This window comes from Lysinibacillus phoenicis (genome assembly GCF_047238325.1).
Classification (GTDB): Bacteria; Bacillota; Bacilli; order Bacillales_A; family Planococcaceae; genus Lysinibacillus; species Lysinibacillus irui.
Map to the genome: position 1 here is coordinate 4,323,692 of NZ_JBDFMP010000002.1, position 14,261 is coordinate 4,337,952.

Annotated in this window: 10 protein-coding genes, 1 riboswitch and 1 other annotated feature; of the genes, 7 read left to right on the top strand and 3 right to left on the bottom strand. The window is 37.8% G+C overall.

Annotated elements, in window-relative coordinates; translation table 11 throughout:
- The first annotated feature begins 8 nt into the window (after nucleotides 1-8).
- The 3 genes from mnmA (at nucleotide 9) to ABC382_RS23205 (ending at nucleotide 3,469) form a co-directional block, all read left to right on the top strand.
- Complete coding sequence (mnmA, locus tag ABC382_RS23195) at nucleotides 9-1,133, top strand: tRNA 2-thiouridine(34) synthase MnmA (RefSeq protein WP_274793878.1); 1,125 nt, start codon at nucleotides 9-11, stop codon at nucleotides 1,131-1,133.
- Between the two features lie 75 nt (nucleotides 1,134-1,208).
- A complete protein-coding gene (locus tag ABC382_RS23200; protein ID WP_274793877.1) occupies nucleotides 1,209-1,868 on the top strand; it encodes a tetratricopeptide repeat protein in 660 nt (219 codons plus the stop codon).
- A gap of 164 nt (nucleotides 1,869-2,032) precedes the next feature.
- Nucleotides 2,033-3,469, top strand: a complete 1,437-nt coding sequence (locus ABC382_RS23205) for a DHA2 family efflux MFS transporter permease subunit (RefSeq protein WP_312506733.1) — start codon at nucleotides 2,033-2,035, stop codon at nucleotides 3,467-3,469.
- Between the two features lie 84 nt (nucleotides 3,470-3,553).
- Here ABC382_RS23205 and ABC382_RS23210 read toward each other — a convergent pair whose 3' ends face one another.
- From ABC382_RS23210 to hisA, 3 genes are all read right to left on the bottom strand, one after another.
- Nucleotides 3,554-4,282 (bottom strand): GTP pyrophosphokinase, encoded by a 729-nt coding sequence (locus ABC382_RS23210; RefSeq protein WP_274793875.1) that lies wholly within the window; start codon nucleotides 4,280-4,282, stop codon nucleotides 3,554-3,556.
- Between the two features lie 214 nt (nucleotides 4,283-4,496).
- Complete coding sequence (locus tag ABC382_RS23215; RefSeq protein ID WP_274793874.1) at nucleotides 4,497-4,784, bottom strand: hypothetical protein; 288 nt, start codon at nucleotides 4,782-4,784, stop codon at nucleotides 4,497-4,499.
- Nucleotides 4,781-5,548, bottom strand: a complete 768-nt coding sequence (hisA, locus tag ABC382_RS23220) for a phosphoribosylformimino-5-aminoimidazole carboxamide ribotide isomerase (RefSeq protein ID WP_322611612.1) — start codon at nucleotides 5,546-5,548, stop codon at nucleotides 4,781-4,783. Before hisA ends, ABC382_RS23215 begins: the two co-directional genes overlap by 4 nt.
- A gap of 190 nt (nucleotides 5,549-5,738) precedes the next feature.
- On the opposite strand from hisA, the gene recD2 reads away from it, so the two are divergent.
- From recD2 to alaS, 4 genes are all read left to right on the top strand, one after another.
- Entirely contained in the window at nucleotides 5,739-8,168 is a 2,430-nt protein-coding gene (recD2, locus tag ABC382_RS23225; RefSeq protein WP_322611611.1) for an SF1B family DNA helicase RecD2, read from the top strand.
- Nucleotides 8,169-8,319: 151 nt separating this feature from the next.
- Entirely contained in the window at nucleotides 8,320-9,753 is a 1,434-nt protein-coding gene (gene hpaB / locus ABC382_RS23230) for a 4-hydroxyphenylacetate 3-monooxygenase, oxygenase component (protein WP_322611610.1), read from the top strand.
- 56 nt (nucleotides 9,754-9,809) lie between these two features.
- Nucleotides 9,810-9,975, top strand: a riboswitch (M-box (ykoK) riboswitch).
- Nucleotides 9,976-10,221: 246 nt separating this feature from the next.
- The gene (locus tag ABC382_RS23235) at nucleotides 10,222-11,187 is read left to right on the top strand and encodes a magnesium transporter CorA family protein (protein ID WP_322611609.1); all 966 of its coding nucleotides are present in this window, start codon (nucleotides 10,222-10,224) and stop codon (nucleotides 11,185-11,187) included.
- A 68-nt stretch (nucleotides 11,188-11,255) separates the two neighbouring features.
- Nucleotides 11,256-11,471, top strand: a binding site (T-box leader).
- Between the two features lie 115 nt (nucleotides 11,472-11,586).
- The gene (alaS, locus tag ABC382_RS23240; protein ID WP_312506729.1) at nucleotides 11,587-14,247 is read left to right on the top strand and encodes an alanine--tRNA ligase; all 2,661 of its coding nucleotides are present in this window, start codon (nucleotides 11,587-11,589) and stop codon (nucleotides 14,245-14,247) included.
- Nucleotides 14,248-14,261: the final 14 nt, after the last annotated feature.

Below are 14,261 nucleotides of genomic sequence, written 5' to 3' on the forward strand. Positions count from 1 at the left end.
TGAACACAATGAAAGAAACACGTGACCCCTCACAAATTCGCGTTGTTGTCGGCATGTCTGGTGGGGTTGATTCCTCGGTAGCTGCATACTTGTTAAAACAACAAGGGTATGAAGTAATCGGGATCTTTATGAAAAACTGGGATGATACGGACGAAAACGGTGTTTGTACAGCAACAGAAGATTATGATGATGTAATAAAAGTATGTAATCAAATAGGTATCCCATATTATGCCGTTAATTTCGAAAAACAATACTGGGATAAAGTTTTCACATACTTTTTAGAAGAATATAAAGCAGGACGTACTCCGAACCCTGATGTAATGTGTAATAAAGAGATTAAATTTAAAGCATTTTTAGAGCATGCCATGAACCTTGGCGCTGATTACTTAGCAACAGGTCACTATGCACGTATTGACCGCAGTGATGACGGGGAAGTCAAAATGTTACGCGGTGTTGATGACAATAAGGATCAAACATACTTTTTAAACCAACTATCACAGGAGCAATTATCTCACGTCATGTTCCCTATTGGTGATATTGAGAAAAAAGAAGTGCGTAAAATTGCAGAAGAAGCAGGATTAGCAACTGCAAAGAAAAAAGATTCAACGGGCATTTGCTTTATCGGAGAACGTAATTTCAAAGAATTTTTAAGTCAATATTTACCAGCTCAACCTGGCAAAATGGAAACGATGGATGGCGTTGTGATGGGACAGCATGATGGTTTAATGTACTATACACTTGGTCAACGACATGGTCTTGGTATTGGTGGAGATGGTGAGCCATGGTTTGTATTAGGAAAAGATTTAGAGCGAAATGTTCTACTTGTAGGACAAGGATTTGACAACGAGTATTCATACTCTACATCTTTAACTGCTGTGAAAATGAATTATACTTCGACAAAAAAATTGCCTGGGAAATTTTCATGTACAGCAAAATTCCGTTACCGTCAAACTGATACTCCAGTAGAAGTTGAAGTTTTACCAGATGGCCGTGCTCATATTATTTTTGCTGAGCCTGTTCGTGCTATCACTCCTGGACAAGCAGTTGTTCTTTATGATGGAGAAGAATGTATGGGTGGCGGAACAATTGACGAAGTCTTTAAAGGTAATGAAAAACTAACATATGTTGGATAGTTTGCGTTAAGACTGCTTTTACTGCCTCTTGGCTTCATAGAAGCAGTCTTTCGCTACATAAGAGGTGAAGAACGAATGAATTTTAATGAACAAGGCATTCAAGCATTTCAAGAAAAACGTTATGAGGATGCTGCACAATTATTTACAAAAGCAATTGAAGCAGAGCCAGAAAATGCTATTGGATATGTGAATTTTGGGAATCTATTAGCGGTGCTCGAAGATACAGAACGTGCTGAGCGTTTCTTTCAGAAGGCCATTACTGTGGATGAAACAGCGGCTACAGCTTATTATGGTTTAGCCAATCTATATTACAATGCAGAACGCTATAATGAAGCAGTGAAGCTTTATGAGCAAGCATTAAAGCATCATATTGAAGGCGCGGATGTCTATTATATGATGGGCAAATGTTTTGAACGCATGGAAAATTCAAAATTGGCATTGCCTTATTTACAACGTGCCGTGGAGCTTGCTCCCGAAGATACACAGATTCGATTAGCCTATGCCATTGTGCTATGTGCGTTAGAAATGTTTGAGGAAGGGAAGAAGGAACTGGATCTTTTAATTGAGCAGGATTGGAATAATGCAGATGCACACTATAATTTAGGTGTACTGTATGCCGTGTCCACAGAACAAACAGAAGATGCGATGTATCATTTGAAACAAGCATTTACATTAGAGCCTGAATATGATCAAGCACGTTATATTTACGATATGATTGCACAACGATTTAACTAATACATGCTAAGCAGCAAGAGCCGAATTGACAACTTGCTGCTTTTGTATTTTATCTCAATCGGTGGTGTTACCGTCAATCTATTACATAAAAATAATCCCTTCCTCTTTTCTTTTCAGTTCAAACTTGGTAATGTATGTCATGCAGGAAAGGAAAAGGTGACAAAATGAATAAAGTATTTACTGCACTATTACTTGTAACAGCACTTGCTGCCATTGAAGGTACCATTGTTAGTACAGCCATTCCAAGTATTACCGCTGATTTATTAGGAGTTGACTTAATAAGCTGGATATATTCCGCTTATTTACTGGCTTCTGCAATTGCCGCCATTATCTTTGGAAAGCTAGCCGATTTATTTGGTCGCAAACGGATGATTATTATCGGAATCATTATTTTTTTAACGGGTTCCATGCTATGTGGCTTAGCACAATCGATGGAGCAATTAATTGTGTTTCGTGCGATCCAAGGGATTGGTGCAGGTTCCATTTTACCAATCACATTAACGATGGTTGGAGAGCTGTTTAAATCTGAGAAAGAACGTGCCAAAGGACAAAGCTATTTAAGTATGGTATGGGGCGTGTCTGGCGTGGTTGGTCCTTTATTTGGTGGCTTTATCGTTGACCAAGTGTCATGGCATTTTATCTTTTTCATTAACATCCCATTCGGCTTAGCTTCTATTTATTTAATAGCTAAACATTATAAGGAACAGCTTGAGGCCGTAAAGCGTAAAATTGATTACCTCGGTGCTATGTTATTTACTATTGGTATGGTGGCGTTGTTATTTGTCATAATTGAAAACAGCAAAACGCAGGCTTGGTTATCAAGTCAATCAATTCTTATGTATGGAATCGCAGCTATATTCTTAGGTGTTTTTATTTGGGTAGAGCTACGAGCTGAAGAACCCATTATTCCATTAACACTGTTTAAAAATGGTCGACTCATGGTCATTAATGCCTTAACATTAAGCGCAATGTCTATTGTCATTGGTGTAACAGTTTATATACCGATATTTGCACAAAGTGTTCTTGGAAAAAATGCAACACAAGCAGGCTTAATATTAACACCGATGTCAGTTTTCTGGACGGTGAATTCCATTTTGGCTGGTTATTTAATTGGACGTTTAACGAATAAGCGCATTATTCAAATGGGAACGATTTTGCTTGTTATAGGTACACTATTGCTTGCAAGATTATCTGAAGGCTCCAGTGATTTCAGTGCCTATTTTGGTTCTTCCTTAATTGGATTGGGTATGGGCTTTATTATGCCGATGTTAATGATTTCAATCCAAAAGGTTGCCAATCCAAAGCAACTTGGTATATCTATAGGTTTGAACTCATTTACCAATACATTTAGTCAAGCAATGGGCGCAGCTCTATTTGGGATGATTTTTAACCTTGCAACGAGTGAAAAAATGGCTTCATTGGGCAAAGGTGAAATTCAATTAAATGGGGAATTTGCAAAAGGTGGCTTTAGTCTAGAAGAAATTAGCTTTTTAAAGGAAACTATTGCAAATGGTGTAAGCTATGTATATATAGCTACCCTTATTTTTGCAGTTTGTACCCTGATTTTCTCTTTCTTTGTAGCAACAAAGTCCAAAGCATAGTTTAATTGGAAAATCCACTTGACCTTCTGCGGGAAGGAACATGATTTATTTTTCTCGCAGAACACCAAGTGGATTTTTATCATCTTATTCTTTATTTTTGCTAGGAAATTCTGCTAAATAGTTAGCTAAATGAGAGATAGGGGTACTATCTAACAATGAAGGCTCAGTCTCATTTTCTTTTAAAATATTGATTTCTTTATTTAACCGTTCCATTTTTCGATCTAACTCAGCTGCTTGTAGGGCGGCTTCTTTTAATTCAATTCGTATATGCTCGGGTACTTCTTTGTTATATTTATAATAAATTTTATGTTCCAAGCTTGCCCAGAAATCCATTGCTATTGTACGAATTTGGATTTCTGTATAAACCTTTTCCATATGGTCTGACATAAAGATCGGGATTTTAATAATGAGATGTAAGCTTTGGTAACCATTTTCTTTTGGATGGGCAATATAATCTTTTACCTCTACAACCTCTATGTCATGCTGCGCCTGTAACATGGCGCTTACCTTGTAAATATCCTCTACAAAAGAACAGGTGATCCGAGCCCCTGCTATATCACGGATGTTTTCACGAACGGCTTCCATTGAAGGAGGAAGCTCTTTTTTCATCATCTTCGCTAAAATACTTTTTGGTGTTTTTACACGTGTCGATATATGCTCAATTGGATTATATTCGTGTATTAACTTAAATTCTTCTTGTAAGATATTAATTTTCGTCTCCACTTCTTGTAGGGCAAATTTATAGGCTAAAAAGAAGCGTGTGAGTTCAGTTTGAAATGACTTTAAAGAGTTTACTTCAAATTCGGTTTTCATACCTCATAAATCCTTTCTCTTAGTAAAATACTTATTATTTGTGCGATGGTTCGTTTATGTAGCTTTTAATGTAGTAGGCGATGATACTCCAATACGCTTATATGCTATACAATATAGAACTCCCATTACAAATAAAAGGTTTCAGAAAGACAAGAATGGATTAATAGGATGAGAAGTGGGGATTAAACAAAGGGGAATGAGTTGCCCCTTTATTTTAACTAATAATTTCAGCATTTAAGTTATAACGCTTATTAAACTCATCTACAAAAACTTGTAAATCTATATAGGTTCCAATATAAGGTTCGGTTTCTTGATCACGTAAGAAGCCACATGTAGCCTTTAATGATTTTGAAAACTCTAGTAACATTTGCTCGTTATCCAGTTGTACGTGAATCGCAAGAGAATCGTCTTTTTTATTAACCTTGAAATATTTTCCGTCAATGATACGTTCTAAATTCGTTTCTTGAAAAGGGAAAACAAAATCCTTATAAATTAGCTTCACAAAATCCCGTCCTTTTTACAATATTTCACTACATCTGTATATGGTAAATCTCCGCCAAAAAGAGAGAGGGCACTTCCGATGGTCACATGCAGTTTTCCGTTGGCTAATAGGTTAAATTTTTCTAAGTCTTCAACTGAACGAACACCGCCAGCGTAAGTGGTTGGGATGGAAGTCCAAGCAGCTAAATCCTGTACCAAACTTTCTTGCATTCCGCCTTTTTTCCCTTCCACATCAACAGCGTGAATTAAAAGTTCATCACAAAACTGCTCAATATAGGCTATGGACGTTGCATTGACTTCGAAATGACTAAATCTGGTCCATTTATCTGTTACGACAAACCACTTTCCATCACGCATCTTACAACTGAGGTCAATGACGAGACGTTCTTTACCAATTAATTGGTTTAAATGTTTTAAACGTACTAAATCTAGCTGACCATCATGAAAAATATAGGATGTGACAATGACATGTGAAGCCCCTGCATCTATAAATTTTTGTGCATTTTCAGCTGTAATGCCACCGCCAATTTGTAAGCCTTGGGGGTAGGCAGCTAAAGCAGCTAAAGCGGCTTCTTCATTTCCTGAACCAAGCATGATGACGTGACCACCCGTTAACTGATCTTTTGCAAACAGTTGAGCAAAGTAGCTAGCATCATGATTAGAAATATAATTTTCTACGACGGCTTGATCCGTATACCCTAGAGTGCTCCCGACAATTTGTTTTACTTTGCCTTCATGTAAATCGATGCAAGGTCTAAATTCCAATGACTTCACAATCCTTCCGTGCTACTAATTCATATTCATCATAGCATGGAACGATAGTAAAAGGCGGAGAATTGTCATTTGTCAAAATAATGTAAAAATAAAGAGAGGAAAACATTTTTCTCTACGATATTTTTCCTAGGCTATGGTAAAATAAAAAGATTGAAAACAATTAAGAAAGGACGATCCGAACATGACAGATCATTTAGATTTATTCGAGCTCAATAAATTTTTTATACTCGGACGTCCAATCGTCTCCATTTTTCATAATGCACAAAATATGTATTCGATTGTACGTGTGAAAATTCAAGAGACAAACTTACAATATGAAGATAAAGAGATTATCATTGTTGGTTATTTTCCACCGCTACAAATGGATGAGCAATATCGTTTTACAGGGATTCTAAAGCAACATCCTAAATATGGAGCTCAATTTCAAATTGAGACTTTTACAAAAGAGGTACCTGCAACCGAACAAGGCATTATACATTACTTATCCAGTGATTTATTCGTAGGAATTGGGAAAAAAACGGCTGAAACGATTGTTGAAAAATTAGGAGCTAATGCACTCCGTGTTATTTTGGAAGATCCTAGCGCGCTCGATGCTGTACCACGGCTATCTACTGAAAAAAAAGAAGTGATTCATCGCACCATTGAGCAAAACTTAGGCTTAGAACGAGTGATGATTCAGTTAAATGAGTGGGGCTTTGGACCACAGCTCGGGATGAAAATTTATCAAACCTATCGAACTGAAACAATTGAATTATTAACAGAAAATCCATACCGTTTGATTGAAGATGTTGAGGGGGTTGGTTTCTTTCGAGCTGACGAATTAGGTGCGAAATTAGGCATTACTGGCAAACATCCTGATCGTGTCAAAGCAGCGATTTTCCATGTTTTAAATACGGCTGCATTATCGGATGGACATGTATATCTTGATGCTGAACATGTTTTGCCCCTCGTTAAGGATATGCTTGAACAAAGCCAACGACAGGAGATCCCATTTGAAGACATTTCTAAAGCGTGTATCGAACTGCGTGAAGAGGGAAAAATTTGTGGTGAAGAAACTCGGTTATATTTACCATCACTTTATTTTTCTGAGGTAGGCATTGCATCGAAAATTGTTTCGCTCATTGAACGAAATAATAAGGCGGAGCATTTTAGTAAAGATGAAATTCGTAAAGCTATTGGTGAAACAGAGGAGTTACTTAATGTTACCTATGCCGAAACACAGGCCAATGCTATTGAGCAAGCCTTAAATTCAGCGGTCATGATTTTAACGGGCGGCCCTGGGACTGGGAAAACGACTGTTGTCCGTGGAGTCGTTGAAGTATATGCAAAGCTGCATGGCTTATCATTAAACCCAAAAGAATATGCGCAAAAAGAGGAGCCTTTTCCAATCATTCTTTGTGCACCAACTGGACGTGCTGCTAAACGATTAGCTGAATCGACTGAACTTCCTGCAATGACTATTCATCGACTACTTGGCTTTACAGGGCAAGAAAAAGAAGAAGAGACAGAGCGTGAGGTGACTGGCAAGCTGATTATTGTGGACGAAATGTCCATGGTGGATACATGGCTTGCTCATCAGTTATTAAAAGCATTACATGAAGATGTTCAGGTTGTCTTTGTTGGTGACCAGGATCAGCTTCCACCCGTAGGTCCAGGACAGGTGTTAAAGGATTTATTAGCATCCAAGCAATTGCCGACGGTTGAATTAACTGATGTCTACCGGCAAGCTGAAGGTTCTACGATTATTGAACTTGCCCATCAAATAAAAAAAGGAACCATTCCCAATGATCTTACAGCCAAAACATCAGATCGTTCATTTATTAAGGCTTCAGCTGATCAGGTTGCGAATGTCGTTACGCAAGTTGTAAAAAGTGCGGTGGCAAAAGGTCAAGAAATTCGTAATATTCAAGTGCTAGCCCCCATGTATAAAGGACCTGCTGGCATTGATAATTTAAACAAAATGATACAAGAGCTCATCAATCCAAATGATACGGGTACTCGAAAAGAGCTTGTCTTCGGTGATGTCACCTATCGGATAAAGGATAAAGTCCTGCAGCTAGTCAATCAACCTGAAAGTAATGTTTTTAATGGTGATATGGGGGAAGTCATAAGTATTATTAAGGCGAAGGAAACAATAGAAAAGCAAGATTTACTAGTCGTTTCCTTCGATGGTATTGAAGTAACCTATCAACGTAGTGATTTAAATCAATTGACATTAGCCTATTGTTGTTCAATCCATAAATCACAAGGCTCTGAGTTTCAAACCGTTATTATGCCTGTTGTCAGAGGATATTCAAAAATGTTGCGTCGTAACCTTTTATACACAGGCATTACACGTGCAAAAAATTTCTTGATACTTTGTGGCGAACCTGATGTGCTGGCAGATGGCTTACAGCGTACGGACGATCTACAGCGATTCACTTCCTTACGAGCTAGACTCAACCCAATGGATCTGAATGATGAGATTATTGAAGTCGAGGCAGTCTCAGTGGAAGAAGAAGAGAGTAAAGAGCTATCCAATGAACAAAAGCTAACGGCAGAAACAGCACCTTATATTCATCCGATGATTGGTATGGAGGATATCTCTCCGTATGATTTTTTGGATGACTAAAGTAGTTACCTCGATCAATAAGAACATGTACCCGATTAGACTGACAGTATCTAATCGGGTTTTTTCTACTTAGCTGTGTCGTCACCTAATTTTTGGACATTTCATATACTAGATAAGTACAAAAACATAGGAAATGTATAGGGGTGACAGTATGGCAATAATGACAGGGCAGCAGTATATTGAGCGCATTGATGCTTTGAAAACGTATATTTCGATTGATGGAGAAGTTGTGACAGGAAAGGTGTCAGAACATCCTGCCTTTAAAGGGGTTATGCAAAGTCAAGCGAAACTTTTTGATATACAACATCAAAGGGCACTTCTTGAAAAAATGACATACGAATCGCCAACTAGTAAAGAGAGAGTCGGCATGTCATTTCTTCAGGTTTTGACCCCAGAAGATCTTGTGAAAAGACGCCAAGCTGCAAGGGAATGGGCCTTAGCATCTAACGGTTTTTTAGGAAGAAGTCCTGATTATATGAATACGACGTTAATGGCCCTAGCTTCTGCATCAGATTTTTTAAAAGATAAACCAAACTGTTTTCCTGAGCATTTACTAAAGTTTTATGAGTATGCTCGTGAAAATGATATAACGATGACACATACCTTTATCGAACCACAAGTGAATCGTCAGCGCTACTACCATGAAAATGAAGATATTACGATTGCGGCAAAAATTACCGAGAAGACAAGTGAAGGTTTAGTCATTAAAGGGGCAAGATTATTAGCAACACAGGGTGGTATAACAGATGAATTGCTCGTTTTATCTACAAATGGCTATGATGAAGGAAAAGGTTTCGGCTTTTCTATACCGAGTAATACGAAGGGCTTAAAGTTTTTATGTCGACAATCTTTTGTAGGCGGACATTCTACTTTTGATCACCCTTTGAGTGCTCGTTTTGAAGAAATGGATGCGATCGTTGTATTTGATGATGTAGTTGTCCCATGGGATCGTGTTTTTTACTATGAAAATGTCGACGTTGCTAATCAATTTATGAATGTGAGTGGATTCCAGGCCTATGGCTTGCATCAAGTACTGTCTCGTCAAATTGCCAAGACGGAGTTTATCCTAGGGGTCATACAATCAATTGTGGATACAATTAATATTGGAGAATACCAACATGTACATCAAAAAGTGGTGGATGTCATTGTGGCTTTAGAAACGATGAAAGCATTACAATTAAAATCAGAAATAGAGGCACAGAGAGATTTGTTTGGCTTTATACGACCTGACCTATCCACGCTACAGGTCGCGATTCAAATTTTCCCGAAAGTGTATCCAACCTTCACAGATATTGTCCAGCTACTTGGGGCAAGCGGTTTAATGTCTATACCAAGTGCAAAAGCATTTGCAACAGATGACGGTGATCTTGATCACTACTTACAATCAATCCGAGATACAGGCGAAGAGCGAGTAAAAAAGTTCCGTTTGGCTTGGGATTTAACGATGAGTAGTTTTGGCACAAGACAAACACTTTATGAACGCTTTTTCTTTGGTGACCCTGTACGTTTAACTAGCCTGCTCTATCAGTCTTATCATCGGGAGCATTTCGTTCAGAGAGTGGAAGATTTCTTGAAGAGTGATTGATTAATTGTTTGACAGTTGTGATTGTATCCGCTATGATTTGTAGGAATAAAAGAATAAACTCCCTTCGTTAGGTGAGGCTCCTATGCTGGAGATACGCTACTACCCAAAAATGTCGAGAGACGCCAATGGGTCAACAGAAATCATCGAAATAAGGTGTTTTTTAACGTAGCTGGACATAATCCTATGCCGCATAGTGCTAAAACTCAACGTTTGAAGGTAACAAGCATGCAATGTTTTTTATTGCTATTTTTTGATATGTGTATTCAACACGCCTTCATTCGTAGAAGGCGTGTTTTTGTTATGAAAGGAAGGTGATGAGAAATGGATAGTAGTCCTGAGCCGAATAAGTACTATTTAGGTAAACAGCAACAATTAAAAAGTCGTCAATTTCTGATCACCGACGCAGACAAAAGGTAAGTTTGATTACCTTTTGTTACTTTCTCATAACAAAACACGAGGTGAAGTATAATGATTAAAATTCACTATTATGAAAGCAATAGTAAGACAGTGCAACATGATTTCAATATGCTTGATATACAACTTCCTATTCCTAACGGAGATTTATTATGGGTGGATTTATATGCTTATCAATATAATGAATTAAATAATATAGCAGATGTCTTTGGCTTTCATCCACTAGCAGTGGAAGATTGCTTACATGAAGGATCACGTCCTAAAATGGATAACTATGGTGATTATAAATTTTTTGTTTTCCATGCGCCTATCTACAATGAAAAAAGTAACAATGAAATTACAACTGTTGAGTTAAATATTTTTATGGGGCCAAATTATGTAGTCACTGTTCATAAACAGAAATTACAATGGCTTGGTCATATGGAAAAGGTTTGCTTCAATAGTTCAACGTATATGGAAAAAGGCACTGATTTTTTACTGCATACGATTATTGATGGAATTACAGATGAGTATTTTCCGGTATTAGAGCGCATCCGAGCACGCATTGATGAACTGGAAGAAGAAATTTATGATTATCAACCAAAAGTCGTTACCGAGGAATTTCTTGCGCTGAAGCGGAACATTATTTTAATTCGCCAAGCTATTATGCCGCAAAGAAGAATTTTTTCAACTATGAATGGTCAATGGAAATTTGACATTCAAGAAGATAATATTCCATTCTATAAAGATTTAAATGACCATTTAGAACGTCTTGTTGATTCTACGGAGACCTATCGTGATTTAGTCAACAGTACGCTAGATACGTATTTTTCAATTATTAGTGGGAAATCTATTGAAAAACTAAACTTATTAACGGTGATCTCGACAATTATGTTACCACTTTCTGTGATTACTAGCTTTTTTGGTATGAATGTACCTTTACCTTATCAAGACTCGCCGATTACAACAATTACGATCAGTGCCTTCTTAGTGTTATTTACATGGGGCATGTGGGTCTATTTCAAAAAAATGATTGCATAGCTATCGTTTGTTATACTAGTACTAATTGACAGCACAATAATTTTTTTTTATAATTTTCGATAGAAAAAGTAAAAACGATGATGGAGACAGTACGTATTTGTGTGTGAAAAGAAAGGGATTTCTAGGCTGAAAAAATCCTCACAACAGCAAATGCCGAAAGCTACTCCAGAGTGCAGCTAATCCCTGCCGTTCACTGACGTTACAAGTGCTAAAGAGGTAAGTAAGAGCGTTTACTTACAACTAGGGTGGTACCGCGAGACAAATGACAAGTCCTCGTCCCTTTTTTGGGGATGAGGGCTTTTTTTATTTTCTTCGGTAGAACCTTAAAGGTGTAATTCATGTAGATTGCAGGATTCATATCGTGATTTTACAATATAAAAAATAGGAGGAATTTATCCAATGAAAGCAGTAGATATTCGCCGAATGTATTTGGAATTTTTTAAAGAAAAGGGGCATCATCATGAGCCATCAGCACCTCTTGTGCCAATAAATGATCCATCATTACTTTGGATTAACTCTGGTGTTGCGACACTTAAACCGTATTTTGATGGTCGTGTCATTCCTGATAATCCACGTATTACAAACGCACAAAAATCAATACGTACAAATGATATTGAGAATGTTGGGAAAACGGCTCGTCACCATACGTTCTTTGAAATGCTTGGAAACTTCTCTATTGGTGACTACTTCAAAAAAGAGGCTATTCATTATGCATGGGAGTTTTTAACAGATAAGAAGTGGATGGGCTTTGATCCAGAATTATTATCGATTACAATTCACCCTGAAGATCAAGAAGCTTATGATGTGTGGCATCAAGAAATTGGTATTCCAGAAGAACGTTTAATTCGTTTAGAAGGGAACTTCTGGGATATCGGAGAAGGTCCATCTGGTCCGAACTCAGAGATTTTTTATGATCGTGGCGTAGAATACGGCTCAGATGAAAATGACCCTGAGATGTACCCAGGTGGGGAGAATGAACGTTATCTTGAAATTTGGAACCTTGTGTTTTCTCAATTTAACCATAATCCTGATGGCACTTACACGCCACTACCAAAACAAAATATTGATACAGGTATGGGCTTAGAGCGTATTGTATCCGTTGTTCAAAATGTACCAACGAACTTTGATACAGATTTATTTATGCCAATTATTGAAAAAATCGAGGAATTTGCTAACCGTCAATATAAACGTCCGTCCGAAGTAGACTTAAATGAAATTTTCGGCTCAGAGGAAGATATTAATACACCATTTAAAGTGATTGCAGACCATATTCGTACAGTAGCATTCGCAATTGGTGATGGAGCACTTCCTTCAAACGAAGGCCGTGGCTATGTACTTCGTCGCTTATTACGTCGTGCTGTTCGTTATGCAAAACAAATTGGTATTGAAAAACCATTTATGTTTGAATTAGTGCCAACTGTGGGTAAAATTATGGAAGACTTCTATCCAGAGGTAACGGAAAAATGTGAATTTATTCAACGCGTTATTAAAAATGAAGAACTTCGTTTCCATGAAACATTAGATGGAGGTCTTGCTATCTTTAATGAAGTAGTTGAATCACAAAAAGCAGCAGGCCATGATTATATTCCAGGTGCAGATGCTTTCCGTTTATATGATACTTATGGCTTCCCTATCGAATTAACAGAGGAATACGCAGAGGAAGTAGGCATGAAAGTAGATCATGATGGCTTCGAGGCGGCGATGGAAGAGCAACGTGAGCGCGCTCGTGCAGCACGTCAAGATGTTGATTCCATGCAAGTACAAAATGAGGTATTAGCAAACTTAACAGTTGCAAGTGAATTTGTTGGCTATGATACGTTAACAGCTAATACTGAAATTGCTGCAATGATCGTCAATGGCCAAGTTTCCAAAGTAGCTTCAGAAGGTCAAGAAGCATTAGTCATTTTAGCAAAAACACCTTTCTATGCTGAAATGGGCGGTCAAATTGCCGACAGCGGTACAATTTCAAATGATAGCTTTACTGCTGTAGTTAAAGATGTTCAAAAAGCACCAAATGGGCAACCGCTTCATACTGTAGTAGTTGAATCTGGTGAAATGCATGTAGAAGATGCAGTGCAAGCAGTAGTAAATCGTGATGACCGTAATTTAATTATTAAAAACCATACAGCAACACATATTATGCAACGTGCATTAAAAGATGTGTTAGGCGACCATGTTAACCAAGCTGGTTCTTATGTAGGTCCTGACCGTTTACGTTTTGACTTCTCACACTTTGGTCAAGTTACAAAAGAAGAGTTACAACAAATCGAACGTATTGTAAATGAAAAAGTGTGGGATGATATAGAGGTCATTATTGAAGAAAAAGCTATAGATGAAGCGAAAGCAATGGGTGCAATGGCATTGTTCGGTGAAAAATATGGTGATGTTGTTCGTGTAGTTTCAATCGGAGATTATTCTATTGAGCTATGTGGTGGTATTCATGTAAAACGTTCTTCTGAAATCGGCTTCTTCAAAATTGTTTCAGAAGGTGGTATTGGTGCAGGGACTCGCCGTATTGAAGCTGTTACAGGTAAAGTTGCTTATGAAGCGGTTAAAGAAGAAGAGGCTCTATTAAATGAAGCAGCTGCATTATTAAAAGCAAACCCTAAAGATATCGTAACGAAAGTTCAGGCATTACAAGCTGACTATAAAGAATTACAACGTGAAAATGAAGCTTTATCGCAAAAAATCGCTAATGCTCAAGCAGGAGCTATTGTTGATGCAGCACAGACAATTGGAGATGTGACGGTTCTATCTACAAAAGTAGAAGCGAAGGATAACAATCAACTGCGTCAAATGATGGATGACCTGAAAGCGAAAATGCCAAAAGCAGTTATCGTACTAGGGGCTGTTGATGGCGAAAAAGTAATGCTATGTGCAGGTGTTTCCAAAGAATTAGTTGGTGGCAATTACCATGCGGGGAATATTGTGAAAATGGTCGCAGAAGCATGTGGTGGTAAAGGTGGCGGTCGTCCAGATATGGCGATGGCAGGTGCAAAAGATGCTTCAAAACTTGATGAAGCACTACTTTCTGTGTATGATTATGTTAAATCCATTTAATTAATTCACCAAAA

Coding starts and splice junctions, on each gene's coding strand:
- mnmA (WP_274793878.1), top strand. CDS start 9: ATGAAAGAAACACGTGACCCCTCACAAATTCGCGTTGTTGTCGGCATG.
- ABC382_RS23200 (WP_274793877.1), top strand. CDS start 1,209: ATGAATTTTAATGAACAAGGCATTCAAGCATTTCAAGAAAAACGTTAT.
- ABC382_RS23205 (WP_312506733.1), top strand. CDS start 2,033: ATGAATAAAGTATTTACTGCACTATTACTTGTAACAGCACTTGCTGCC.
- ABC382_RS23210 (WP_274793875.1), bottom strand. CDS start 4,282: ATGAAAACCGAATTTGAAGTAAACTCTTTAAAGTCATTTCAAACTGAA.
- recD2 (WP_322611611.1), top strand. CDS start 5,739: ATGACAGATCATTTAGATTTATTCGAGCTCAATAAATTTTTTATACTC.
- hpaB (WP_322611610.1), top strand. CDS start 8,320: ATGGCAATAATGACAGGGCAGCAGTATATTGAGCGCATTGATGCTTTG.
- ABC382_RS23235 (WP_322611609.1), top strand. CDS start 10,222: ATGATTAAAATTCACTATTATGAAAGCAATAGTAAGACAGTGCAACAT.
- alaS (WP_312506729.1), top strand. CDS start 11,587: ATGAAAGCAGTAGATATTCGCCGAATGTATTTGGAATTTTTTAAAGAA.